General features: G+C 74.3%; 19 protein-coding genes and 2 pseudogenes. 12 read left to right on the top strand and 9 right to left on the bottom strand.

Annotated features, from left to right (window positions below):
* The first annotated feature begins 54 nt into the window (after positions 1 to 54).
* On the top strand, positions 55 to 900 hold the full coding sequence (locus IH00_RS0109055) for a spermidine synthase (RefSeq protein ID WP_031071456.1): 846 nt from the start codon (positions 55 to 57) through the stop codon (positions 898 to 900).
* Here IH00_RS0109055 and IH00_RS0109050 read toward each other — a convergent pair.
* Both IH00_RS0109050 and IH00_RS0109045 read right to left on the bottom strand, forming a co-directional pair.
* Positions 862 to 2,193, bottom strand: a complete 1,332-nt coding sequence (locus IH00_RS0109050) for an MFS transporter (protein WP_039946548.1) — start codon at positions 2,191 to 2,193, stop codon at positions 862 to 864. The two genes, IH00_RS0109055 and IH00_RS0109050, sit on opposite strands and share 39 nt — an antisense overlap.
* A gap of 63 nt (positions 2,194 to 2,256) precedes the next feature.
* The gene (locus IH00_RS0109045) at positions 2,257 to 3,318 is read right to left on the bottom strand and encodes a DUF8017 domain-containing protein (RefSeq protein ID WP_031071452.1); all 1,062 of its coding nucleotides are present in this window, start codon (positions 3,316 to 3,318) and stop codon (positions 2,257 to 2,259) included.
* Between the two features lie 105 nt (positions 3,319 to 3,423).
* Here IH00_RS0109045 and IH00_RS0109040 point away from each other — a divergent pair, with 105 nt between their 5' ends.
* The 3 genes from IH00_RS0109040 to IH00_RS0109030 all read left to right on the top strand — a co-directional run bounded on the left by IH00_RS0109040 (position 3,424) and on the right by IH00_RS0109030 (position 7,239).
* A complete protein-coding gene (locus tag IH00_RS0109040; RefSeq protein WP_031071442.1) occupies positions 3,424 to 3,876 on the top strand; it encodes a DUF4442 domain-containing protein in 453 nt (150 codons plus the stop codon).
* A gap of 105 nt (positions 3,877 to 3,981) precedes the next feature.
* Positions 3,982 to 6,462: a beta-glucosidase family protein gene (locus IH00_RS0109035; protein ID WP_039946547.1), complete on the top strand. Its 2,481-nt coding sequence runs from the start codon at positions 3,982 to 3,984 to the stop codon at positions 6,460 to 6,462.
* A gap of 102 nt (positions 6,463 to 6,564) precedes the next feature.
* Complete coding sequence (locus IH00_RS0109030) at positions 6,565 to 7,239, top strand: DedA family protein (protein ID WP_031071437.1); 675 nt, start codon at positions 6,565 to 6,567, stop codon at positions 7,237 to 7,239.
* 71 nt (positions 7,240 to 7,310) lie between these two features.
* Here IH00_RS0109030 and IH00_RS0109025 read toward each other — a convergent pair whose 3' ends face one another.
* A complete protein-coding gene (locus IH00_RS0109025) occupies positions 7,311 to 7,841 on the bottom strand; it encodes a gamma carbonic anhydrase family protein (protein ID WP_031071435.1) in 531 nt (176 codons plus the stop codon).
* A gap of 141 nt (positions 7,842 to 7,982) precedes the next feature.
* On the opposite strand from IH00_RS0109025, the gene IH00_RS0109020 reads away from it, so the two are divergent.
* Entirely contained in the window at positions 7,983 to 8,732 is a 750-nt protein-coding gene (locus IH00_RS0109020) for an acyltransferase (RefSeq protein WP_031071434.1), read from the top strand.
* A gap of 89 nt (positions 8,733 to 8,821) precedes the next feature.
* Here IH00_RS0109020 and IH00_RS0109015 read toward each other — a convergent pair whose 3' ends face one another.
* Positions 8,822 to 9,688 carry a DMT family transporter gene (locus IH00_RS0109015; protein WP_031071433.1) on the bottom strand — a complete coding sequence of 289 codons (867 nt, stop codon included), beginning with the start codon at positions 9,686 to 9,688 and terminating at the stop codon, positions 8,822 to 8,824.
* Between the two features lie 106 nt (positions 9,689 to 9,794).
* Here IH00_RS0109015 and IH00_RS0109010 point away from each other — a divergent pair, with 106 nt between their 5' ends.
* Positions 9,795 to 10,367, top strand: a complete 573-nt coding sequence (locus IH00_RS0109010; RefSeq protein ID WP_031071432.1) for a helix-turn-helix domain-containing protein — start codon at positions 9,795 to 9,797, stop codon at positions 10,365 to 10,367.
* Between the two features lie 98 nt (positions 10,368 to 10,465).
* Positions 10,466 to 10,672, top strand: a pseudogene (locus IH00_RS0109005) (hypothetical protein); the annotation flags it as partial.
* On the opposite strand, the gene IH00_RS0109000 reads toward IH00_RS0109005, so the two are convergent.
* A complete protein-coding gene (locus tag IH00_RS0109000; RefSeq protein ID WP_031071426.1) occupies positions 10,665 to 11,084 on the bottom strand; it encodes a CoA-binding protein in 420 nt (139 codons plus the stop codon). The pseudogene IH00_RS0109005 and the gene IH00_RS0109000 overlap by 8 nt on opposite strands.
* A gap of 100 nt (positions 11,085 to 11,184) precedes the next feature.
* Between IH00_RS0109000 and IH00_RS0108995 the strand changes: the two genes are divergently transcribed.
* From IH00_RS0108995 to IH00_RS0108985, 3 genes are read left to right on the top strand one after another with little or no spacing between them, the layout of a single operon-like run.
* Positions 11,185 to 11,811 carry a YigZ family protein gene (locus IH00_RS0108995; protein ID WP_031071425.1) on the top strand — a complete coding sequence of 209 codons (627 nt, stop codon included), beginning with the start codon at positions 11,185 to 11,187 and terminating at the stop codon, positions 11,809 to 11,811.
* A gap of 42 nt (positions 11,812 to 11,853) precedes the next feature.
* Positions 11,854 to 13,020, top strand: coding sequence for an exonuclease SbcCD subunit D (locus IH00_RS0108990; RefSeq protein ID WP_031071424.1), 1,167 nt, complete (start codon positions 11,854 to 11,856; stop codon positions 13,018 to 13,020).
* Positions 13,017 to 16,109: an AAA family ATPase gene (locus IH00_RS0108985; RefSeq protein ID WP_031071423.1), complete on the top strand. Its 3,093-nt coding sequence runs from the start codon at positions 13,017 to 13,019 to the stop codon at positions 16,107 to 16,109. Before IH00_RS0108990 ends, IH00_RS0108985 begins: the two co-directional genes overlap by 4 nt.
* On the opposite strand, the gene IH00_RS0108980 is transcribed toward IH00_RS0108985, so the two are convergent.
* Positions 16,099 to 16,545 carry an Lrp/AsnC family transcriptional regulator gene (locus IH00_RS0108980; protein WP_031071422.1) on the bottom strand — a complete coding sequence of 149 codons (447 nt, stop codon included), beginning with the start codon at positions 16,543 to 16,545 and terminating at the stop codon, positions 16,099 to 16,101. The two genes, IH00_RS0108985 and IH00_RS0108980, sit on opposite strands and share 11 nt — an antisense overlap.
* 94 nt (positions 16,546 to 16,639) lie before the next feature.
* Between IH00_RS0108980 and IH00_RS0108975 the strand changes: the two genes are divergently transcribed.
* Positions 16,640 to 17,230: a rhodanese-like domain-containing protein gene (locus IH00_RS0108975; protein ID WP_078887639.1), complete on the top strand. Its 591-nt coding sequence runs from the start codon at positions 16,640 to 16,642 to the stop codon at positions 17,228 to 17,230.
* A gap of 109 nt (positions 17,231 to 17,339) precedes the next feature.
* Here IH00_RS0108975 and IH00_RS0108970 read toward each other — a convergent pair whose 3' ends face one another.
* Together IH00_RS0108970 and IH00_RS0108965 are read right to left on the bottom strand one after the other, a co-directional pair.
* Complete coding sequence (locus tag IH00_RS0108970; protein ID WP_031071419.1) at positions 17,340 to 19,031, bottom strand: DUF885 domain-containing protein; 1,692 nt, start codon at positions 19,029 to 19,031, stop codon at positions 17,340 to 17,342.
* A 48-nt stretch (positions 19,032 to 19,079) separates the two neighbouring features.
* Positions 19,080 to 19,577 (bottom strand): Lrp/AsnC family transcriptional regulator, encoded by a 498-nt coding sequence (locus IH00_RS0108965; RefSeq protein WP_031071418.1) that lies wholly within the window; start codon positions 19,575 to 19,577, stop codon positions 19,080 to 19,082.
* A 68-nt stretch (positions 19,578 to 19,645) separates the two neighbouring features.
* Between IH00_RS0108965 and IH00_RS43930 the strand changes: the two genes are divergently transcribed.
* A complete protein-coding gene (locus IH00_RS43930) occupies positions 19,646 to 21,001 on the top strand; it encodes a trans-sulfuration enzyme family protein (protein ID WP_052411283.1) in 1,356 nt (451 codons plus the stop codon).
* Here IH00_RS43930 and IH00_RS0108955 read toward each other — a convergent pair.
* A pseudogene (locus IH00_RS0108955) lies at positions 20,967 to 22,370 on the bottom strand (GNAT family N-acetyltransferase); the annotation flags it as partial. The gene IH00_RS43930 and the pseudogene IH00_RS0108955 overlap by 35 nt on opposite strands.
* Positions 22,371 to 22,437: the final 67 nt, after the last annotated feature.

Below are 22,437 nucleotides of genomic sequence, written 5' to 3'. Positions count from 1 at the left end.
CCGCCCCTGCCGCCCGTGCCCGCCGCCCCGTGCGGCGGCGGGCACAATGGCACGGTGAACGAGCCCCTCCCCGTACTCCGCGAGGTCGACCAGGGCACCGCCAAGCTCCTGCCCGACGTGGACCGGCAGCGGGCCTGGCTCCTGACGGTCGACGGCGCGCCCCAGTCGTACGTCGACCTCGACGACCCGGCGCACCTGGAGTTCGAGTACGCCCGCCGGCTCGCGCACGCGGTGGACTGCGCGGTGCCGGAGGGCGGGGCGCCGGACGTCCTGCACCTCGGCGGCGGGGCGCTCACCCTGCCGCGCTGGATCGCCGCGACCCGGCCCGGTGCCCGGCAGCACGTGGTGGAGGCGGACCGCGGTCTCATCGCGCTGGTCGAGGAGCACCTGCCGCTGCCCGCCGGATCGGGGATCACCGTCCACGCCGGGGACGCCCGGGCCCGGCTGGAGGCCGCGCCCGCGCGGTCGGCCGACCTGCTGATCGCGGACGTCTTCGGCGGCTCGCGGGTGCCCGCGCACCTGACGTCGGTCGAGTACGCGCGCGCCGCGGAACGGGTACTGCGTCCGGGCGGGACCTACCTCGCCAACCTCGCGGACGGCGCGCCGTTCGCCTTCCTCCGCTCCCAGCTGGCCACCTTCGCCGCGGTCTTCGAGGAGCTCGCGCTGATCGCCGAGCCGGCGGTGCTGCGCGGCCGGCGGTTCGGCAACGCGGTGCTCGTCGCCTCCCACCGGGAGATCGACACGGCGCTCCTGGCCCGCCGTACGGCAGCGGACGCCTTCCCCGCGCGCGTGGAGCACGGTGCGTCGCTGGCCCGGTTCACCGGCGACGCGACGGTGGTGCGGGACGGGGACGCGGTCGCGTCACCCGAGCCGCCCGACGGAGCCTTCGGCATCGGCTGACGCCGGTGCGGCGGGCCCCGCCACGATCTCCTTCGTACGCCGCGTCAGATTCCGTACGTCCGGCACGAGCAGCACCAGCGCCGTCGCCACCACGACCAGCGTCGCGCAACCCCACAGCGCCCCGGGCCGGCCGAAGGCACTCTCCACCGGGCCGGCCAGCGCGGTCGCCAGGGGGACCATCGCCGTCGAGCCGAACCAGTCGTACGCCGCGACGCGCGACAGCCGGTCCTCCGGGATCTCCTGGTGCAGCGCGGTCATCCACGACACCCCGAAGACCTCGAGCGTGACCCCGCTGACGAACATCACCGCCATCAGACCGCCTGCCGGGAGCGGCACGGCCAGCGCGGCCGACGGCAGCGCCAGCGGGAAGACGCACAGCGTGCCGGCCAGCAGCAGCCGCCGCGGCTTCCAGCGCATCATCAGCACCGCGCCGCCCAGCGTGCCGACGCCGAAAGCGGCCAGTGCCAGACCCCAGGGCCGCGCCCCGCCGAGTTCGTCGCGGGCCACCAGCGGCCCGTACACCGACTCCGCCGCCGCGACCACGGCCACCACGACCGAGAACTGCGCGACGATCGCCCAGAGCCAGGGACGGCCGGCGAACTCCGTCCAGCCCTCCCGCAGGTCCTTCCACAGACCGCCTCCGGGCGCGCGCGGCGGGATGTGACCGACGTCGAGGAAGGCGCGCAGGGCGCCCGCCACGGCGAAGGCCACCGCGTCGATCGCCAGCACCCATCCCGGGCCCACCGCCGCGACCATGGCCCCGCCGAGCGCGGCGCCGCCGATGCCCGCGCCGTTCATGGCCATGCGGAACAGCGCGAAGGCACGGCCGGCCTGTTCGCCGCTGACGCTGGACATCAGCATGCCCTCGGCGGCCGGGCTGAAGAAGGCCTGTCCGGTGCCGCCGAGCGCGGAGAGCAGCATCATGTGCCACAGCCGGGCGTCACCGGTGAGGACCAGCAGCGCGAAGGCGCCCTGGGAGGCGCAGTTGAGGGCGTTGGCGGCCACCATCACCCGGTGGCGGGGGAGCCGGTCGGCCACCGCGCCGCCGATGAGGAGGAACAGCACGAGCGGCAGGGTGCGGGCCGCCGTCACCAGGCCCACGTCGCCACCGTCGCCGCCGGACTCCAGCACCGCGAACGCCGAGGCGACGAGCGCGCCGTGGGTGCCCAGGTTGGTGACGACCGCCGCGGCGGTCAGCAGCGTGTAGTTGCGGCCGGCCCACTCGGGACGGCGGGGCCGGTGGCGCCCGGGTGGCGGGGGCGCCGGGTGGGACGTGGCGGCGGGAGTTGTCACCCCGGGACTATCCCCGCCGGCGCGCCCCGATGCAAAACCGTTTTACGCGTGCGCGGCCACCACCTAGGAGGCGGACTCGTCCAGCCGCACGGTGCTGAGGATCTTCTGGATGGTCGCGTCCGGCAGCTCGTCCTTGACGCCGTCCGCCCCGAAGAGGACCCAGGTGGCGAAGTCGCCCTTCTTGTTCTTGAAGCTGAACGCGATGGACTTGCCGTCGGTGCTGCACTTGTACGGCTTGGGGGCGCCGGTGGCCGTGGCCGTGGCGATGTGGCCGGTCAGGCCGGAGGCGGAGGTGTACGGCTTCGCCGGGCTGACCTTGATGTGCTGCTTGAGCTTGGCGTCGGGGACGTGCTGCGCGTACGCCGCGTACACCCATTCCCCGGCCTCGGCGCGGGCGTTGGACGCGGTGTCCTTGGCGCCCTGCCCGCCGCGGCTGCCGGTGGAGGCGAGGGCCTTCTCCTCCTGCCTGCCGTCCTTGTCGGTGTCCTGCGTGCACCAGGTGTCCCGGAAGTACGCGGGCGCCGACATCATGATGTACGCCGAACCGTCGTTCTTCTTCTGGTCCTCGAAGCCCGCGCCCACGCCCGGACCCGACAGCTCCCACTCGGCCGGGACGTCGAACAGCGTGCCGTGCTTGGGGTTGGCGACGACCTTCCAGCCCGCGACGGTCGGCTTGGGCGCGTCCGAGCCGTCGCGCGGGTTGTCGATGGGCGACGAGCTCGGCGCCGTGGGCGCGCTCTGCGAGGGCTTGGGGTCCCCGCCGGCCGTGGTCGTCTTCTCGTCGTCGTCCCTCAGGACGAGGAAGCCGGTGACACCGGCGGCCACCACGACGGCGGTGGCGGCGACGATCGCGATGGCCGTCGTCCTCTTCCGGTCGCCGCCGCCCGCCGGCACCGGCGCGGCCGGCGGCATGCCCGGCGCCGTGTACTGCGGCGCGGCCGGCTGCTGGTACGGGTTGGGCTGCTGGTACCCGGGCTGTGCGTAGCCGGGCTGCGGCTGCTGAGGCGGCTGCTGCGGATAACCGGGCTGCTGGTACGGGTTGGGCTGCTGGTACCCCGGCTGCTGGTACGGGTTCTGGTCCTGCGGGTTCTGCTCGCCCCCGGGCGGCTGCTGTCCTGGCCACATGGCGAGTAACCATAGAGGGGCGGCGTGACGGGTGCCACGCCCGCCCCCGGTCCGCCCCGCCGGCACGGGTTCCCGTCCTTGCTACTGCCTGGTAACTTCGGCGCCATGTCCGAGACCCTGCCGAACATCGGCGAGATGCTGCTGGCCACCGTTCCCATGGCCAAGACCCTGAACCTCGAGGTCGTGGAAGCGACCGCCGAGCGAGCCGTGCTGCGGCTCCCCGACCAGAGCGACTTCCACAACCACGTCGGCGGCCCGCACGCGGGCGCGATGTTCACGCTCGGCGAGTCCGCCAGTGGCGCCATCGTCATCGGCGCCTTCGGCGACCAGATGGGCCGGGCCGTGCCGCTCGCCGTCAAGGCCGAGATCGGCTACAAGAAGCTGGCGATGGGCGTGGTCACCGCCACCGCGACGCTCGGCCGCACCAAGGAGGAGGTCGTCGCGGAGCTGGACGCCGGGCAGCGCCCCGAGTTCCCGGTCCACATCGCGATCACGCGCGAGGACGGCGCGGTGACCGGCGAGATGACCATCATCTGGACCCTGCGGCCCCAGGGTTAGCCGGAGCACGCACCCGTGCGGAAGGCCGCCCCCGCACCACTCTTCGGGTGCGGGGGCGGCCCTGTCCGACCGCACGTCAGGCGGATTGTCCCGCATAGTTCGGTTATGTCGGAACCGAACGAGAACGTCTCCCGGAGAACCACCCTCCGCCTCCTCACCGGAGCCGTCGCCGCCACGGCGGCCACCACGGGAAGCCGCGCCCCCCGTGCCGGGGCCGCACAACGGCACGGCCGCGTGGACCAGCTGCTCGCCCGGCTCACGCTCGACGAGAAGCTCTCCCTCCTCCACGGCGCCAAGGACCCGCGCAGCCTCGGCCAGGCCGGCTACGTCCCCGGTGTACCCCGCCTCGGCATCCCCGCTCTGCGGCTGGCCGACGGCCCCGCCGGCGTACGGCTCAGAACGGCCCGCGCCACCGCCCTGCCCGCACCGGTCATGCTCGCCGGCACCTTCGACCCCGCCCTCGCCCGCGAGTACGGCCGGGTCATCGGCCACGAGGGGCGGGCGCTCGGCCAGGACGTGCTGCTGTCGCCCATGGTGAACCTGATCCGCACCCCCTGTGCCGGGCGGAACTTCGAGACCTTCGCCGAGGATCCCCTGCTCTCCGCCGACCTCGTCGCCGAGGAGATCCGCGGCATCCAGGGCGAGGGCCTGATCGCCACGGTCAAGCACTTCGCCCTCAACAACCAGGAGAAGGACCGCACCACCGTCGACGTACGGGTGGACGAACAGGCCCTGCACGAGACCGAGCTGCGCGGCTTCGAAGCCGCCGTCGCCGCCGGCGTCGGAGCGGTCATGGGCGCGTACAACAAGGTCGACGGGGTCCACGCGTGCGAGAACGCCGGCCTGCTCACCGGGATCCTGCGGGACCGGTGGGGCTTCGACGGCTGGGTGATGAGCGACTGGGACGCCACCCACAGCGCCGCCCCCGCCCTCACCGCGGGCCTCGACATGGAGATGCCCTCCGGCCGCTGGTTCGGCGAGCCGCTGCACCGCGCCGTGCGGGACGGCACCGTGCCGGAAACCACCGTCGACCGGGCCGTACACCGGATCCTCACCATCATGGAACGCTTCGGGCTCCTCGACGGGACCGCACCCGCACGCCCCGCACGCGACGCGCAGGCCGGCGCCCGCGTCGCGTACCGTGTCGCCGTCGCGGGCGCCACCCTGCTGCGCAACCACGACGCCACCCTGCCGCTCGCCGGCCCCGCCGCCCTCTCCCTCGCCGTCATCGGCCCGACCGGCGCGCTGCCCTTCGTCGGCGGAGGCGGCAGCGCGCACGTCGTGCCCGACCGGGCCGCGAGCCCGCTGGAGACGATCACCGCCCGCGCGGGCCGGGACGCACGCGTGACCTACGCCCCCGGCGAGGACCTGTACGGCCGGCCGCTCCCCGCCACGACCCCCCGAGCCCCCTTCGAGGGGCGGACCGTGCCGGCCGGGCGGACGTGGACGTACGACGGGACCTTCACCGCCGACGAGGCGGACGGGTCCGGCGAGTGGACATTCCTCGTCCACCACAGCGGCGAGCGGCCGCGCGTCCTCCTCGACGGCACCGAGCTCTTCCCCGTGCGCGACGCCATGACGGAGCTCTTCGACGGCTTCGGCCTGGCCGCCACCGCCCCGGACGGCCTCAAGGTCCGCCGCGCCACCCGGGCCGTCACCCCGGGCCGCCACACCCTGAGCGTCGTCGCCGAGGGAGGCGCCAGGGGACAGGTCGTCCGGCTGCGCCGCATCACCGCCGCCACGCGCGCCGCGGACGTCGCCGACGCCGTCCGGGCGGCCCGCGCCGCGCACAGCGTGGTGCTCTTCGCCTACGAGGACGCCGTCGAGGGCCGCGACCGCACCACCCTCGCCCTGCCGGGCAACCAGGAGGCGGTGATCGACGCGGTGACCGCCGCCAACCCGCGGACGACGGTCGTGCTCAACACCTCGTCCGCCGTCACCATGCCCTGGCTGGAAAGGACAGGGGCCGTCCTGCAGATGTACTACCCCGGGCAGGAAGGGGCCGCCGCGACCGCGGCCGTGCTGTTCGGCGACACCGATCCCGGGGGCCGGCTCACTCAGACGTTCCCCGTCTCCGACTCCCGCCACCCGACCGCCGGCGACCCCCGCCGCTACCCCGGCAGGGGCGGGATCGAGGAGTACACGGAGGGCGTCAGGACCGGCTACCGCTGGTACGACGCCGAGGGCGTGGAGCCGCTCTTCCCGTTCGGGCACGGCCTGTCGTACACCACGTTCGCGTACGCCGGACTCGTCGTGACGCCCGCCCGCGGCGGCGGGCTGACGGCGAGCTTCACCGTCCGCAACACGGGCCGCCGCACCGGCGTCACCGTCCCCCAGCTGTACGTCGGCCCCTCGCCCGACCTCGCCCTGGACCAGGCGCCGCGGATCCTCGCGGGGTACCGCCGCCTGGAACTGCCTCCCGGGCGTACGCGCCGCGTCACCGTGCCCATCGCCGCACGCACCCTGTCCTGCTGGGACCCGGAGCGGCGGACCTGGGTGCTCGGGACCGGAACCCGCACCGTACGGCTCGGCACCTCCGCCCGGGACCTGCGGCTGACCGTACGGGCGCGGGTGCTCCCGCTGTGACGCGGTAGGCTGCCCGGGCGTACGCGCCGCCGTCGCGCACGCCCGGCCGGCCCCAGGGCACCGGCACCGCAGCCAACCGCAGTCGACACGGAGGAGCCGGCGTTGCACGTCCAGGAGTGGCTCGAGACCGTTCCCCCGGTCAGCATCTACCTCCTCGTGGGGGTGGTGATCGGGCTCGAGAGCCTCGGCATCCCGCTGCCGGGCGAGATCGTCCTCGTCAGCTCGGCGCTGCTGGCCTCGCAGCACGGCGACATCAACCCGTACATCCTCGGCGCGTGCGCGACCGCGGGCGCCATCATCGGTGACTCGATCGGCTACGCCATCGGCCGCAAGGGCGGCCGGCCACTGCTCGCCTGGCTCGGCGGCAAGTTCCCCAAGCACTTCGGCGAAGCCAATATCGCCATGGCGGAGCGCTCCTTCGAGAAGTGGGGCATGTGGGCCGTCTTCTTCGGCCGGTTCGTGGCGCTGCTGCGGATCTTCGCCGGGCCGCTCGCGGGTGTCCTCCGCATGCCGTACTGGAAGTTCGCCATCGCCAACGTCTTCGGCGGGATCCTCTGGGCGGGCGGCACCACGGCCGTCATCTACTCGGTGGGTGTCGTCGCCGAGGCGTGGCTGAAGCGGTTCTCGTGGCTGGGCCTGGTCCTCGCGGTCCTCGTGGGCCTGACCTCGATGCTGATCCTCAAGAACCGCGCCAAGAAGGCGGCGGCCCGGGCCGAGGCGAACACCTCCGCCGTGACCGCCGAGCGCGAGCCGGTGCCGGCCGCCGCGGCCGACTGACCCCACCGGAGCGCCGGCCGCCCGGTGCCCCGGCGCGTCGCGCGGACCGGGGCGCCGGGGACGGGGGAGGGTCAGCCCTGATGGGCCGCGCGGTGGGCCTCGGCCAGCTCCAGGTACATCGCGGCGTTCAGCTTGATGCCCTCACGCTCCTCGTCGGTCAGCGCCCGCTTGACCTTCGCCGGCACGCCCGCGACGAGCGAGCCCGGCGGCACCCGCATCCCCTGCGGTACCAGCGCCTGGGCCGCGATCAGCGAACCCGCGCCGATGTGGGCCCCGTTGAGCACGGTGGCGCCCATGCCGACGAGCACGTCGTCCTCGACCGTGCAGCCGTGCAGCACGGCGTTGTGGCCGACCGAGACCCGCTCGCCGACCGTCACCGGGAAGCCCGGGTCCACGTGGACCGTGCAGTTGTCCTGGATGTTGCTGTCCGCGCCCAGGACGATCGGCCCGCAGTCGGCGCGCAGCACGGAGTGGTACCAGACGCTCGAACCGGGGGCCATCGTGACCTCGCCGACCACCACGGAGGTCGGTGCGGCGAAGGCCTTCGCGTCGACGTCCGGTTCCTTGCCGCCCACCGCGGTGATCAACGCCCGCTCTGCCATCGCCTGCTCCCTCGGATGCTCATGTGCTGTTCCGTCGCGCCAGGGGAACCGTAAGCGACGGCCCCGGCCACGCCGACGGTGGGGCGAACATCACAGGCCGGCGCGCCGGTCCGCCGCGGCCCGGCCCATTACCGTGAGCGGGTGCCGAAGAACAGAAACACGTTCTCATCGCTGGCCGCCTGGCGGCGCCGGGTGCTCACGCGGGCCGTGCAGAGCGGCTGGCGGTGGGTGCAGGAGACGGGGGCCGTCACCCCCGAACGCCCCGGCAGGCTCAGGTTCCGCACGCTCGGTGCGGGCACCCGGCTCGCCTTCCCGCAGGGCACCGTCTTCGGCGAGGGCTGGATCGACATCGGCGAGCACTGCATCATCGCGGAGCAGGTGACCCTCACCGCCGGCATGATGCCCGGCCTCGACCTGGGGCCCGAGCCCGTCCTCGTCCTCGGCAACGGCGTCGTCCTCGGGCGCGGCAGCCACGTCATCGCCGACGGCCGGGTGACCATCGGCGCCGACACCTTCTGCGGCCCGTACGTCTACATCACCTCCACGAACCACAGTTACGACGATCCGCACGAGCCGGTCGGCCGCCAGTGGCCGCGCAGCGAGCCGGTGGAGATCGGCCCGGGGTGCTGGCTCGGCACGGGCGCCGTGATCCTGCCCGGTGCCCGGCTCGGGCGGAACGTGGTGGTCGCAGCCGGGGCCGTCGTGCGCGGCGAGGTGCCCGACCACGCGGTGGTGGCCGGCGCGCCGGCCCGCGTCGTCCGCAGCTGGGACGCCGTCAACGGCTGGCAGCCGCCGCTGCGCACACCTGCGCCGGTGCCCGTCCCGCAGGGTGTCACGCCCGAGCAGCTGCTGGCGCTCGCAGACCTCGACGAGAGCGAGATCAGCCGCTGACCGGCCGCCCGCGGGGCCGGGTTCCCGTTGACCGGGGCGCCCGCGGCCCCCGGCGGGCGTGGCCGCATCGGGGGACCGGCCCGCCCGGGTCAGCCCGTGGCCAGCAGGACCGTGCCCACCAGTGCCAGTCCCGCACCCGCCGCCTGTACGGCCCGCAGCCGCTCCTTGAGGACGCCCCGCGCGGCGAGCGCCGTGACCACCGGGTAGAGGCTCGCCAGGACGGCGGCCACGGTGACGGGTCCGCTCTGCGCGGCCAGCGCGTACGTGCCGTTCGCGGCGACGTCCGCCAGCCCGACGAACGCGAGCGCGGGCAGCGCGCCGAGGAGCACGCGCATCCCGCCGTCCTCCGGCAGCGCCCGCCCGCCCCGCCTCACCGACGCGTACAGGGCCGCACCGCCGACCACGACATTGGTGACGCGCTGGACGAACAGCGCGAGGAACAGGCCGGTGAGCGTGGCGGACGCCTCCGAGATCAGCGCCATCACCGAGCCGAAGCCGAACGCCGCCACCAGCGTCAACAGGACCGCCTGTCGCTGCACCGGGGCGCCGCGCAGCTCCGGACCACCCGCCAGCACCACGCCCGCGACGGCCACGCCGATCCCGGCGAACTGCAGCAGCCCCGGCCGGTCCCCGACCAGCAGGCCGACCGAGACGGGCACGACCACCCCGAGCGAGCCGAGCGGTGAGACCACGCCCATCGGTCCGAGCGCCAGTGCCTTGTAGAAGGCGAGCATGGCCACCGGCCCCACGGCCCCGGCCGCCACCGCGTACCAGAGCCGCGGCCCTGCCTCGCTCCAGCCGCCGGTGGCGACGACGGCGGCGCCGAGCACCGCCACGGCGATGGTCTGGGAGGCGACGACCACGGTCAGGGCGGGCATGCGCCGCGTGAGCAGCCCGCCACCGAAGTCGGCCAGCCCCCACAGGAGGCTGGTGGCCAGGGCGAACAGTGCTGTCATGGGATCCTCGGCTCGCGATGCGCGCAGTACAGTGCGATGGACAATGGGGTGCAGTCCACCGTAGTGCAGTCCATTGAACTCTGTCATCCAGAATATTGGACGGAATGTGTCGGACCTCGATCAGCTCACCCAGTCCCTCGCCCGCAACCTCAAGCGCTGGCGAGGGGAGCGGGGCTTCACGCTCGACGCGCTCGCGGCACGCGCCGGGGTGAGCCGCGGCATGATCATCCAGATCGAGCAGGCCCGGACGAACCCGAGCGTCGGAACCACCGTGAAGCTCGCCGACGCGCTCGGCGTCTCCATCACCACGCTGCTCGACTACGAACAGGGCGGGCACGTGCGGATCGTCCCCGAGGAGCAGGCCGTCCGCATGTGGTCCACGGACAAGGGCAGCCACACCACCCTGCTGGTCGGCACCGAGGCGCGCGGGCCGCTGGAGCTGTGGTCGTGGACCCTGATGCCGGGGGACGCCCACGCCTCCGACCCGCACCCCGACGGCACGACCGAGCTGCTCCACGTCACCGCGGGGGAGCTCACCCTGGTCGTGGACGGCGTCGCCCACCAGGTGCCGGCCGGAAACTCCGTGGTCTTCGAGTCGAACGTCCCGCACGCCTACCGCAACGACGGGGACGAGCCGGTCGGAATGACGATGGCGGTCTCCATCCCGCCCGCCCGCTGACACCCGGCACCGCCCGCTGACCCCCGGCGCCGCCTGCGGGGACCGGGGCCGGCTGTCGCGGCCCGGGCCGGGCGCCCGACCGCACGCCGGGACGGCCGGCCGGCATGGAGTACGGCGGCATCACGCCGGTCGGGCAGCCCGGCGGCCGGCCGCAGCTGTTCGACGCCGCGGTCGTGGACCGGGAGTGCGTGCTGATCGGCAGCGGCCGCCGCCGGGACAGGCTCATCGTCCCCGGCGCGGCTCTCGCCGGACTGCCGGGCGCGGTGGTCCTGGACGGCCTCGGATCGGCCGCCGCGGTCAGCTGAGCTTCGGGATCTCGATGGCGGGGCAGCGGTCCATCACCATGTCCAGACCCGCGGCGCGCGTGCGCGCGAAGGCCGCCTCGTCGATCACCCCGAGCTGGAACCAGACCGCCTCGGCTCCCTTGGCGACCGCTTCGTCGGCGATGCCTCCCGCCAGCTCGCTGTTGACGAAGACGTCCACGACGTCCACGGGGAAGGGGATGTCCGCCAGCGACGCGTACCCCCGCTCCCCGTGGACGGTCTCCGCCTTGGGGTGGACGGGCACGATCCGCTTGCCGAAGCGCTGGAGCACGGCCGCGACGCCGTACGCCGCCCGCGACCTGTTGGCGGACAGGCCCACCACCGCCCAGGTGTCCCCGGCCTCCGTGAGGATCCTGCGAACGGTCTCGTTCTCGTTCTCGTACTCGCTCTGCACGCTGTGCCTCCTCTGGACGGCCCTTGCACGGCCCTCGGCGTACGCAACCCCCGCTCCCCGCGATTCCTTCCCGCCGGCGGACCGCGCATAAGGTGGCGGGATGCAGGAGCAGTACCGGACGGTCGCCCGCGAGGGCGTGCACGAGACCGAGATCAACCGATCGCGCTTCCTCTGCGCACTCGCGCCCGCCGCGACCGAGCAGGAGGCGCAGGACTTCGTCGCGCGCATCCGCAGGGAGCACCCGACCGCCACGCACAACTGCTTCGCGTACGTCGTCGGCGCCGACGCCGCCGTGCAGAAGGCCAGCGACGACGGCGAGCCGGGCGGCACGGCCGGTGTGCCCATGCTCCAGATGCTCCTGCGGCGAGAAGTCCGTTATGTCGCGGCTGTGGTGACCCGCTACTACGGCGGCGTCAAGCTCGGCGCAGGCGGACTCATCCGGGCCTACGGCGGCGTCGTGGGCGAAGCGCTCGACGCGCTCGGCACCGTCACGCGCCACCGCTACCGGCTCGCCACCGTCACCGTCGACCACCAGCGCGCCGGGAAGCTGGAGAACGACCTGCGGGCGACCGGGCGGGCCGTACGTGACGTGCGTTACGCCGAGGCCGTCACCATCGAGGTCGGCCTGCCGGACGCCGACGTCGACAACTTCCGCCTCTGGCTGGCGGATGCGACGGCCGGGACCGCCGCACTGGAACTGGGCGGCGAGGCGTACGGAGACGGCTGAAGCCGCCCGCGCTGTCGGACCCCACCGTTAATCTCGGGGATCATGAGACTCCTGCATACGTCGGACTGGCACCTGGGACGGTCGTTCCACCGCGTCGGCCTGCTCGACGCCCAGGCCGCGTTCCTCGACCACCTGGTGGCCGCGGTGCGCGAGCACGACGTGGACGCCGTGCTGGTGGCAGGGGACGTCTACGACCGGGCGGTGCCGCCGCTGCCCGCCGTGGAACTGTTCGACACGGCGCTGCACCGGCTTGCCGAAGCCGGCGTACCCACCGTGATGATCTCCGGGAACCACGACTCGGGGCGCCGGCTCGGCGTCGGTGCGGGACTCATCGAGCGGGCCGGGATACACCTGCGGACCGACCCCGCCGGCGTCGGCACCCCGGTCCTGCTGGCCGACGAGCACGGCGACGTCGCCCTGTACGGCCTGCCCTACCTCGAACCCGCCCTGGTCCGGGACGAGTTCGGCACCAAGAAGGCCGGGCACGAATCCGTCCTGTCCGCCGCCATGGACCGCGTCCGCGCGGACCTCGCCGGACGCCCGGCCGGCACCCGCTCGGTCGTCCTCGCCCACGCCTTCGTCGCGGGCGGCGAACCCAGCGACAGCGAGCGCGACATCACCGTCGGCGGAGTGGCCGCCGTCCCCGCCGGCGTCTTCGACGGCGTCGACTACGTCGCCCTCGGGCACCTGCACGGCAGCCAGACGATCACCGCACGGGTGCGGTACTCGGGCTCGCCCCTGGCCTACTCCTTCTCCGAAGCCGGCCACCGCAAGACCATGTGGCTCGTCGACCTCGGCCCCGGCGGGGAGATCAACGCCGAGCGGATCGACTGCCCGGTGCCGCGGCCCCTCGCCCGCATCCGCGGCCGGCTCGAGGACCTGCTCGGCGACCCGGAGCTCGCCCGGCACGAGGAGTCCTGGGTCGAGGCCACCCTGACCGACCCCGTCCGGCCGCCCGAGCCCATGGCGCGGCTCACCGAGCGCTTCCCGCACACCCTGAGCCTCGTCCTCGACCCGGACCGGACCGACGACGGGCCCGCCGCCTCGTACGCGCAGCGCCTGCGCGGACGCAGTGATCAGCAGATCGCCGAGGACTTCGTCGCCCACGTGCGCGGCGGCGCCGGCCCCGACGGACCGGAACGCGCGGCGCTGCACCGCGCCTTCGAGGACGTACGGGTGGACATGGAGCGGCGCGAGGTGACCGCATGAGGCTGCACCGGCTCGACATCACCGGCTTCGGCCCCTTCGGAACCACCCAGACCATCGACTTCGACGCGCTGTCGCAGGCCGGCCTGTTCCTGCTCCACGGACCGACCGGCGCGGGCAAGACCTCCGTCCTCGACGCCGTCTGCTACGCGCTGTACGGGGCGGTCCCCGGTGCCCGGCAGAGCCCGGGCACCACCCTGCGCAGCGACCACGCCCCCGGAACGACCGCCACCGAGGTCGTGCTCGACCTCACCGTCGCCGGACGGCGGCTGGAGATCACCCGACGCCCGGAGCAGCTCCGGCCCAAGAAGCGCGGCTCGGGCTTCACCAAGGACAAGGCCCAGTCCTGGCTGCGCGAGTACGACGCGGAGCGCGCCGCCTGGCAGGCGCTGAGCCGGTCCCACCAGGAGATCGGCGAGGAGATCACCCAGCTCGTCGGCATGAGCCGCGAGCAGTTCTGCCAGGTGGTGCTGCTGCCGCAGGGCGACTTCGCGCGGTTCCTGCGCGCCGATGCCGAGGCGCGCGCCAAACTGCTCGGCCGGCTCTTCGACACCCGGCGCTTCCTCGCGGTGGAGCAGCACTTCGCCGACCTCCGGCGCACCGCCGAACAGCAGGTGCGGGAGGGGGACGAACGGCTGCTGCGCCTCGCGCACCGGATGGCGCAGGCGGCGGGCACGGCCGCCGGCGACTTCCCCGCGCCGGACGGCAGGCCCGGGGACCCGGGACTCGCCGACACCGTCCTGGCCTGGGCGGCCGTCGCCCGCTCGGGTGCCCGAGAGGCACGCGACATCGCCGCCTCCGCGCTCGCCGCGGCGGAGAGCCGGCAGGCCGCGGCGCGGCGCGCCCTGGACGACGAGCGGGAGCTCGCCGCACGGCAGCGGCGGTACGCGGACGCCCGGCGGCGCGCCGGGGAACTCGACGAGCGGCGCGGTGAGCGCGACACCTGGCAGGCCCGGCTCGAGCGGGCCCGCAAGGCCGAACGGGTCGCCGGGCCGCTCGGCCTGCGCGACGAAGCCGAGCGCGCCCACCGCACGGCGCTCGCCGCGCACCGACGCGTCGCGGCCGGCCTGCCGCCGGAGCTCACCGACGCGGGCGCCGAGCAGCTCGCGACGCTCGAACGGCGCCTGCGGCAGGACCTCGGCGGTCTGGAGGCCGCGCGCCGGGCCGAGCGACGCGGCGCCGAGATCGCCCGCGAGCGCGACGACCTGGAACGCCAGGCCCGTGCCGACGAGGAGACCCTCCAGGAGACGGCCGGCTGGCTCGCCGGCTGGGACACCACCCGCCGCGCCCTGCTGGACCGCATCGACGCCGCCCAGGAAGCCGCCACCCGCGCCGAGCACCTCGCGGGCCGTCTCGAACCGGCGCGCCGCCGCCTCGCCGCCGCCCGCCGCCGCGATGCGCTCGAACAGGACGCGGCCGCCGCCGAAGCACGCCTGGCGGCCGCCCGCGAGGCGGCCAACACGGCCCACGAAACATGGCTCGACCTGCGCGAGCGCCGCCTGCTCGGCATCGCCGCCGAACTCGCGGCGGAGCTCGTCGAGGGCGCCCCGTGCGCGGTGTGCGGCTCCGCCGACCACCCGCTGCCCGCCCGCGCCGACGCGCACCACGTCGACCGGGCGACCGAGGACGCCGCCTACGAGGCCCACACACGCGCGGACCAGGCCCGCTCGGCCGCCGAGCGTGAACTCGCCGTGATACGCGAGGCGCTGACGGCCGCCCGCGCGGAAGCCTCGGCCGCCCACACCGACGCCGGCGCGGAAGCCGCGGCTGCCGGCCGCGCGGCAGCCGCGCCCGAAGCGGCCGGCCCGCCCGCCGTGACCGCACTCGCCGAGGCCGTCCGGCAGCTGGAGCGCGCGTACGACGAGGCCCGCGCCCTGGCCGGGGACACGCACGCGGCGCGCGAGGCGCTCGACCGCGCCGAGGGGGAGCACCGGCGGAGGCTCGACGCGCGCAGGGAGGCGGAGCGCCGCGCCGCCGCCCGCACCTCGCAGCGGGAGGCCCTCGACCGGGAGCAGGCCGGCATCGAGGCCGAGCTCGACCGCGTGCGCGGTGGTGACGCCACCCGCGGCGTCGCCGAGCACGCCACGCTGCTGGAGCGCCGGATCGCCCGCCTCGCCGACGCCGCCGAGGCCGTACGGACCGTCGAGGACACCGCCCGGCGCCTGAAGGAGGCCGACGACCGGCTCGCGGACGCGGCGTTCCGGGCCGGTTTCGACACCCCGGCCGCGGCGGCGGCCGCGCTGCTCGACGACGCCGAGCAGCGCGAGCTGCAGCACCGGCTGGACGACTGGCAGGCCGAGGCCGCCGCGGTCGCCGACCGGCTCGCCGAGCCGGACACCCGGAGCGCGGCCGAGCGGCCGCCCGCGGACCCGGCTGCCGCACAGGCCGCGCTGGCCGGCGCCGACCGGGCCCTGCGCGACGCCGCTAACGCGCTCGCCGCCCAACGGGACCGGTGTGCGGAACTCGCCCGGCTGTCCCGCGAGGCGGACGCCGAGGTCCGCCGGCTGGGACCGCTGCGGGACGAGTACGACCGGACCGCCCGGCTGGCCGGTCTGACCGCCGGCACCTCCGCGGAGAACGAACGCAGGATGCGGCTGGAGTCCTATGTGCTCGCGGCCCGGCTCGAACAGGTGGCGGCGGCCGCCACCACGCGCCTCCAGCGGATGTCCTCCGGCCGCTACACCCTCGTCCACTCCGACACGCGCGCGGGCGCCAAGCGGTCCGGTCTCGGCCTGCACGTGGTGGACGCCTGGACGGGACGCGAACGCGACACGGCCACCCTGTCCGGCGGTGAGACGTTCTTCGCGTCGCTCGCCCTGGCGCTGGGCCTGGCCGACGTCGTCACCGACGAGGCCGGCGGCGTCCGGCTCGACACCCTCTTCATCGACGAGGGCTTCGGCAGCCTCGACGACCAGACCCTGGACGAGGTGCTGGACGTACTGGACTCCCTGCGCGAGAGGGACCGCAGTGTCGGCATCGTCAGCCACGTCGGCGACCTGCGCCGCCGCATCCCGGTCCAGCTGGAGGTCGTCAAGGACCGCGGCGGCTCCCGGGTGAGGCTGCACACCGGGGGGAGCGGGCTCAGCGGCTGATGGAGCGGCGCCGCAGCGGGGACGAGTACACGACGCTGGTCGTCACCGACCCCAGCGCGCCGATCTTCCCCGACACCTCCTCCAGATGCCCCATCGAGCGGGCGGCGACCTTCAGGACGAAGCAGTCGTCACCCGTCACATGGTGGGCCTCCAGGATCTCCGGTGTCGCCTCCAGCAGGTCGTGGAACGGTTTGTAGTTGCCGTGGGGGTAGCGGAGCCGCACGAAGGCCAGGATGGGCAGACCGAGGCGCTCCGGGTCGACCACCGCCGTGTAGCCGGCGATCACCCCGGCCTCCTCCAGTCTGCGGACCCGCTCGGTGACGGCGCTGGCGGACATGGACACGGCGCGGGCCAGCTCCGCGAACGTGGCCCGGCCCTGGTCCTGGAGAGCCGCCAGTATGCGCCAGTCGGTGGCGTCCGGTGAATATCCCGTCATGGAGCAGGAATAGCAGGGGATTCCCCGGTGGTACAAGGCGAGCTCCGGGGATCCTCACTTCACCGGAATGATCACCGGCCGTAGGTTTTCTGCCATGACGACAACACCGCTCACCAGCGACGACATCAGCGCGACCACGGCCTACGGCGTCAGCGCGACCACGGCCCACGGCGCCGGCACGGCGGCCGGCCCGGGCAGTGCCACCGGCGCGGCACCCGCCCGGGTCAACCCCGTCCTGCGCGTGCCACCGGCCTCGCCCGCCGCGGCGGCCGCCCACTTCTCGGCCTCCCTCGCCTTCCACGCGGACGTCTCCGACGTCGCCTCCGCCCTGGCGGCCGGCGGTGACCCGGGGTTCGTCGTGCTGGACTCCCGCTCCACCGAGTCCTGGGACCAGGGCCACGTGCCGGGCGCCGTGCACCTGCCGACCGCCCTCATCGCCGAGCAGGCCGAGGAGCTGCTCGACAAGTCCGTGCCGGTCGTGACGTACTGCTGGGGCCCGGGCTGCAACGGCGCCACGCGCGCGGCTCTCGCGCTCGCCGAACTCGGCTACCGGGTCAAGGAGATGCTGGGAGGCTTCGAGTACTGGGTGCGCGAGGGCTTCCCGTACGAGACCTGGCAGGGACCGGAGAGCCGTGCCGCGGACCCGCTGACCGCCCCGGTCGACGCGGACGACTGCGGCTGCTGACAGCGGCCGGCGGACGGCCGGGGCAGCGCCGCCTTCTGTCGCGCCGCACGGTCCCGGCACCGCCGCCGGGGACGGGCCGGGACGGCGGGCCGGGGACCCGGTGGCACGGTCACAGACGCGACAGCTCGTCCACCAGATCGTCCAGGCCCAGCGGACCCTGCGACAGCGCGGCCATGTGCCACTTCTTCGCGTCGAAGGCGTCGCCGTGCGCCTTGCGCGCGTTCTCCCGGCCCAGCAGCCAGGCCCGTTCGCCCAGCTTGTAGCCGATGGCCTGCGCGGGCATCGACAGGTAACGGGTCAGCTCGCTCCGCACGAAGGCGGGCGGCCTGCTGCTGTGCCGCTGGAAGAACTCCTGCGCGAGCTCCGGCGTCCACCGCTCACCGGGGTGGAACGGCGAGTGCTTCGGGATGTCCAGCCGGAGGTGCATGCCGATGTCCACGATCACCCGGCACGCGCGCATCATCTGGGCGTCCAGGTAGCCGAGCCGGCGCTCCGGGTCGGGCAGGAAGCCCAGCTCGTCCATGAGCCGCTCCGCGTACAGCGCCCAGCCCTCGGCGTTGGCGCTGACCCCGCCGATCGTGGCCTGGTAGCGGGAGAGCTGATCGGCCACGTGCGCCCACTGCGCGATCTGCAGGTGGTGGCCGGGCACACCCTCGTGGTACCAGGTCGTCACCAGGTCGTACACCGGGAAGCGGGTCTCGCCGTCGACCGGGAGCCAGGTGCGGCCGGGACGCGAGAAGTCCTCCGAGGGGCCCGTGTAGTACGGTGCCGCCGCGCCGCCCGGCGGGGCGATCCGCGACTCCACCTTCCGTACCCGCTCGGCCAGTTCGAAGTGGGTGCCGTCCAGCGCCTCGATGGCCTCGTCCATCAGCCGCTGGAGCCAGACCCGTACCTCCTCCACGCCCTCGATGTGCGTGCCGTGCTCGTCGAGGTGGGCGAGCGCCTCCCAGGGGTCGGCGCCCGGCAGGATCTTCCCGGCCTCCGTCCTCATCTCGCCGAGGAGGCGGTGGTACTCGTCCCAGCCGTACGCGTACGCCTCGTCCAGGTCGAAGTCCGTGCCGTTGTAGTAGCGCGACCAGCGGGCGTAGCGCTCGCGGCCCACCGTGTCCGGCGCGTCCTGCACCGCGGGCGCGTACACCTCGCGCATCCAGTCGCGCAGCTCGACGAGCGCCCGGTTGGCCCCTCCGGCCGCCGCGTCCAGCTCCGCGCGCAGCGCGGCGGGCCCGGGGGTCACGAAGTCCTCGAACCAGCCGGCCCGCGCACCGTCGGTGCCGGTCCACTCGGTGAGCTGGTCGATGAACGTGGCGGTGGCCCGCGGACCGCCCCGCATGCCCCGCTCCAGGCCCAGTTCGAGCGAGGCCCGGTAGCCCTTCAGCGCGGCCGGCACGGCACGCAGCCGCTCGGCGACCGCCGACCAGTCCTCGTCCGTCTCGGTGGGCATCACGGTGAACACCATCCGCACACTGTGCGCGGGGGAGTGGATGTTGCTCACCGCGCACAACCCCTCCCCGGCGTCGTGGACGGCCAGTTCGGCGGTCAGGCGCTCGCGCAGCAGCCGTCCGCAGCGCCGCTCGGCGTCGCTGTCCGCGCCGGGGCGGCGCTCGGCCTCGTCGAGCCGCGCGAGGGTCTCGCGGGCCAGCGCGGCGAGCTCCTCCTGGCCTGCGGGTGTGAGGTCCGGAAGGAGTCCGGCGCTTTCCCTGACGCCCAGGTAGGTTCCGGTGATCGGGTCGAGTGCGATGAGGGCGTCGACATAGGCGTCGGCCACCTGGCGGGGAAGAGCGCTGCTGGAGGTCTCTGGCATGAGGCCATCCTGGTATGCCAGGGGCCTCGTCGTCACCCTCATCCGATCTCAGTCGGCCGACACATGAGCGCTCGCGGCGGCCGGCAGAAGCGGTCCGCACTCCCACTGCTGGAAGATCAACCGCGTCTCCACGCGCGCCACTTCACGCCGTGAGGTGAACTCGTCCAGCACGAGTCGCTGCAGGTCAGCGGGTCCCGACACAGCCACATGGACCAGGTAGTCGTCCGGACCGGTCAGATGGAACAGGGCCCGGGACTCCGGCAGGCCCCGGATCCGTTCGACGAACGGGCCGATCAGCTCCCGCCGGTGCGGGCGCACTTGCACCAGCAGGAGCGCTTCCAGGCCGCGTCCGAGTTTGGCCGGATCGAGTCGTAGCCGGTGGCCCAGGACGACGCCGGTGCGGCGCAACCGCGCGACCCGGTCCAGGCAGGTGGAGGGCGCGACCCCCACCTCGGCGGCTAGCTCGCGGTACGTGGTCCGGGCGTCGTTCTGCAAAAGGCGCAGGATGTGCAGATCAACCGTGTCCAGTACGACAGATTCGGCCATGCGGCGAACGTAGCACGGCGTTTTCCCCGGATGTTCCGGCCAGTGTTCACAGTGCCGCCATGGATGCCATGGATCGCGCCGATCACACCGACTCCGTCGCCTCGATCACGACCCGCTCCATCCCGCGGGCGCCGGCCACCGAAGCCGTGCACGCCGGGCGCGAGGACCTCGCCGCCCTCGGCCTGCACGCCGCTCCCCTCGACCTGTCCACCACCTACCCCTCGTACGACACCCGGGGCGAGGCCGCCCGGATCGACGAGTTCGCCGCCACCGGTGCCCGCCCGGAGGGGCCGCCGGTCTACGCCCGGCTCGACAACCCGACCACCGCCCGGTTCGAGACCGCGCTCGCCCGGCTGGAGGGCACGCAGAGCGCGGTGGCGTTCGCCAGCGGCATGGCCGCCCTCACCGCGGTCCTGCTCGCCCGGGCGAGCGCGGGCCTGCGCCATGTGGTGGCGGTGCGTCCGCTGTACGGATGCAGCGACCACCTGCTCACCTCCGGGCTGCTCGGCACCGAGGTGACCTGGACGGACCCGGCGGGCATCGCCGCGGCGATCCGGCCCGACACCGGGCTGGTGATGGTCGAGACGCCCGCCAACCCCACGCTCGCCGAGGTCGACATCCGGGCGGTGGCGCACGCCTGCGGCCCGGTGCCGCTGCTCGTCGACTCCACCTTCGCCACGCCCGTGCTCCAGCGGCCCGTGGAGCACGGCGCGCGGATCGTGCTGCACAGCGCCACCAAGTACCTGGGTGGGCACGGCGACGTGATGGGCGGCGTGGTGGCGTGCGACGAGGAGTTCGCCGGTCTGCTGCGGCGGGTGCGTTTCGCCACCGGAGGCATCCTGCATCCCATGGCCGGCTACCTGCTGCTGCGGGGGCTGTCCACGCTGCCGGTGCGGATGCGTGCGGCCTCCACGTCCGCCGCCGAACTGGCGTGCCGGCTGTCGGCCGATCCCCGCGTCGCGCGGGTGCACTACCCGGAGATCGGCGGCGCCATGGTCTCGTTCGAGGTGTACGGGGACCCGCACGCCGTGATCGCCGGAGTGCGGCTCATCACTCCGGCGGTCAGTCTCGGCAGCGTGGACACCCTGATCCAGCACCCGGCCTCCATCAGCCACCGCATCGTGGACGAGACGGACCGGAGGGCGGCGGGCGTCAGTGACCGGCTGCTGCGGATGTCGGTCGGCCTGGAGGACGTCGAGGACCTGTGGCGGGACCTGACGGAGGCGCTCAGCGCCGGGCCCGTCGGCGCCCTGAACGGCGGCCGGGGGGACGTGCGCCGGCACGGCCGTCCGGCCGGCGGTCCTAGCGGCGGCCGGAGTGCTGGTCCGAGTGCTGGTCCGAGTGCCGGTCCCGGTGCTTGTCGGGGTGCTGGTCCGAGTGGTGATCGCCACGGTGGGCGGGAACCCCGCTCAGCCGAGCGGTGATCACCAGGGTGCCCTCCTCGATCTGGTAGTCCAGGGGCAGGTTGAGGGCGCGCATGGCCGCGACCATGCCGGTGTTGGACGACTGCGTCACCGCGTAGACGCTCTCGCAGCCGGCTTCGACGGCCAGGCCCACCAGGCGGCTCAGCAGCTCCGAACCGATGCCTCGGCGCTGCCAGTCGTCCTCGACGAGCAGGGCGACCTCCGTCTCGTCGCCGTCCCACAGGAGGTGGCCGAGGGCGACGAGACGGCCGGACGCCGTCTCGACGGCGAGTGTGCGTCCGAAGCGCGGGCTGAGCAGATGGTCGAGGTAGCGGTCGGCGTCGGCGACGGGACCGTGGTAGCGCAGCCCGAGGGTGCGGGAGGAGCACCGGTCGTGCATGGCCCGGGCGGCGCGCAGGTCCCTCCGGTCGGCGCGGCGGACGGTGATCTCGTTGCCCTCGGGGAGCGTGAGGACGTCCTGGCTGCGGGGGATGCGGGGACCGAGGCGGGCGTCGAGCTCGACCAGCGCGCGGGCGCGGGCGAACTCGGTGGGCGTGAACGGCAGGTACGGCCGCTCGATGCTGATCACTCCGCCGTTCGGGTCGCGCATGCGCATCACCGTCTCGCCCTCCTCCAGGGCTCCCTCGACGGGGGCGGTCTCACCGGTGGGGCGGCCCGTCAGGGAGACCGCCGGCAGGGAGTGGATGGTGCACCGGCCGAGCAACTGGCGCAGGGCCAGCGGAAGTTCCGCGGCGTCGAGCGCGGTACGGGTGGCCAGGCCCAGTACCCGTGCCGGGGTGTCGACCAGGTCGTGCGCGTCGGCCCGCTCGATCCAGGTGGACTCGCCGCCGGCCGCGGCGATCTCCCGGGTGAGCTGCGTCGTCTGGAGCGAGGCGGGGGCGCGCAGCAGGAACTCGTCGACCGTGCCGTCGGCCAGCGGGTGCGTCTGGAGGGTGAGGATGTCGACCCGCAGGTGGGCGAGCGCCGTGCACAGGGCGGCGAGGCTGCCCGGCGCGTCGCGCACGGTGGTGCGCATGCGCCACAGCGCCGTCGCGGCCGGGTCGGCGACGGGCGGCGTACCGTCGGCCGGCCGCACCGCGACCGCCCCGGCGGCCGTGGCCGCGGTCGCGGTGCCGCCGGTATCGCTTTCCGCCCCGGCGGGCGGCGCATGGCTGTGGCGGCGTGCCCACCAGGTGTGGAACGCCGCGGTGGCGACCAGGGCGACCGCCGAGAAGACGAGCAGGTACGGACCGTCGGGGCCGTGCGCGACGGTGTTGGCCACCGCGTCGGCGACGGCGACGGCGGTGAACAGGGCGGCCAGCTCCACGAGATCCCGCCGCCAGTGGTGGGGCCGGCGGCGGGCGCTCTTCGCAGAAGTCACATCATTCATGGGCATCACTGTGACCCAGTGGTGTTGCGTGATCACGAACCCTTTGTGACTGATGGGTTAAGGATGC

Source organism: Streptomyces sp. NRRL S-118, assembly GCF_000716335.1.
In the GTDB taxonomy this organism is placed as follows: Bacteria; Actinomycetota; Actinomycetes; order Streptomycetales; family Streptomycetaceae; genus Streptomyces.
The sequence above is the reverse complement of the archived record's forward strand: the minus strand, read 5'-3'. Positions and strand labels throughout refer to the sequence as shown.

Excerpts from the sequence above, each read along its gene's own strand:
- IH00_RS0109045 (WP_031071452.1), bottom strand. The coding sequence starts at position 3,318 with ATGTGGCCAGGACAGCAGCCGCCCGGGGGCGAGCAGAACCCGCAGGAC.
- IH00_RS0109040 (WP_031071442.1), top strand. The coding sequence starts at position 3,424 with ATGTCCGAGACCCTGCCGAACATCGGCGAGATGCTGCTGGCCACCGTT.
- IH00_RS0109035 (WP_039946547.1), top strand. The coding sequence starts at position 3,982 with ATGTCGGAACCGAACGAGAACGTCTCCCGGAGAACCACCCTCCGCCTC.
- IH00_RS0109025 (WP_031071435.1), bottom strand. The coding sequence starts at position 7,841 with ATGGCAGAGCGGGCGTTGATCACCGCGGTGGGCGGCAAGGAACCGGAC.
- IH00_RS0109015 (WP_031071433.1), bottom strand. The coding sequence starts at position 9,688 with ATGACAGCACTGTTCGCCCTGGCCACCAGCCTCCTGTGGGGGCTGGCC.
- IH00_RS0108995 (WP_031071425.1), top strand. The coding sequence starts at position 11,185 with ATGCAGGAGCAGTACCGGACGGTCGCCCGCGAGGGCGTGCACGAGACC.
- IH00_RS0108990 (WP_031071424.1), top strand. The coding sequence starts at position 11,854 with ATGAGACTCCTGCATACGTCGGACTGGCACCTGGGACGGTCGTTCCAC.
- IH00_RS0108985 (WP_031071423.1), top strand. The coding sequence starts at position 13,017 with ATGAGGCTGCACCGGCTCGACATCACCGGCTTCGGCCCCTTCGGAACC.
- IH00_RS0108980 (WP_031071422.1), bottom strand. The coding sequence starts at position 16,545 with ATGACGGGATATTCACCGGACGCCACCGACTGGCGCATACTGGCGGCT.
- IH00_RS0108975 (WP_078887639.1), top strand. The coding sequence starts at position 16,640 with ATGACGACAACACCGCTCACCAGCGACGACATCAGCGCGACCACGGCC.
- IH00_RS0108970 (WP_031071419.1), bottom strand. The coding sequence starts at position 19,031 with ATGCCAGAGACCTCCAGCAGCGCTCTTCCCCGCCAGGTGGCCGACGCC.
- IH00_RS0108965 (WP_031071418.1), bottom strand. The coding sequence starts at position 19,577 with ATGGCCGAATCTGTCGTACTGGACACGGTTGATCTGCACATCCTGCGC.
- IH00_RS43930 (WP_052411283.1), top strand. The coding sequence starts at position 19,646 with ATGGATCGCGCCGATCACACCGACTCCGTCGCCTCGATCACGACCCGC.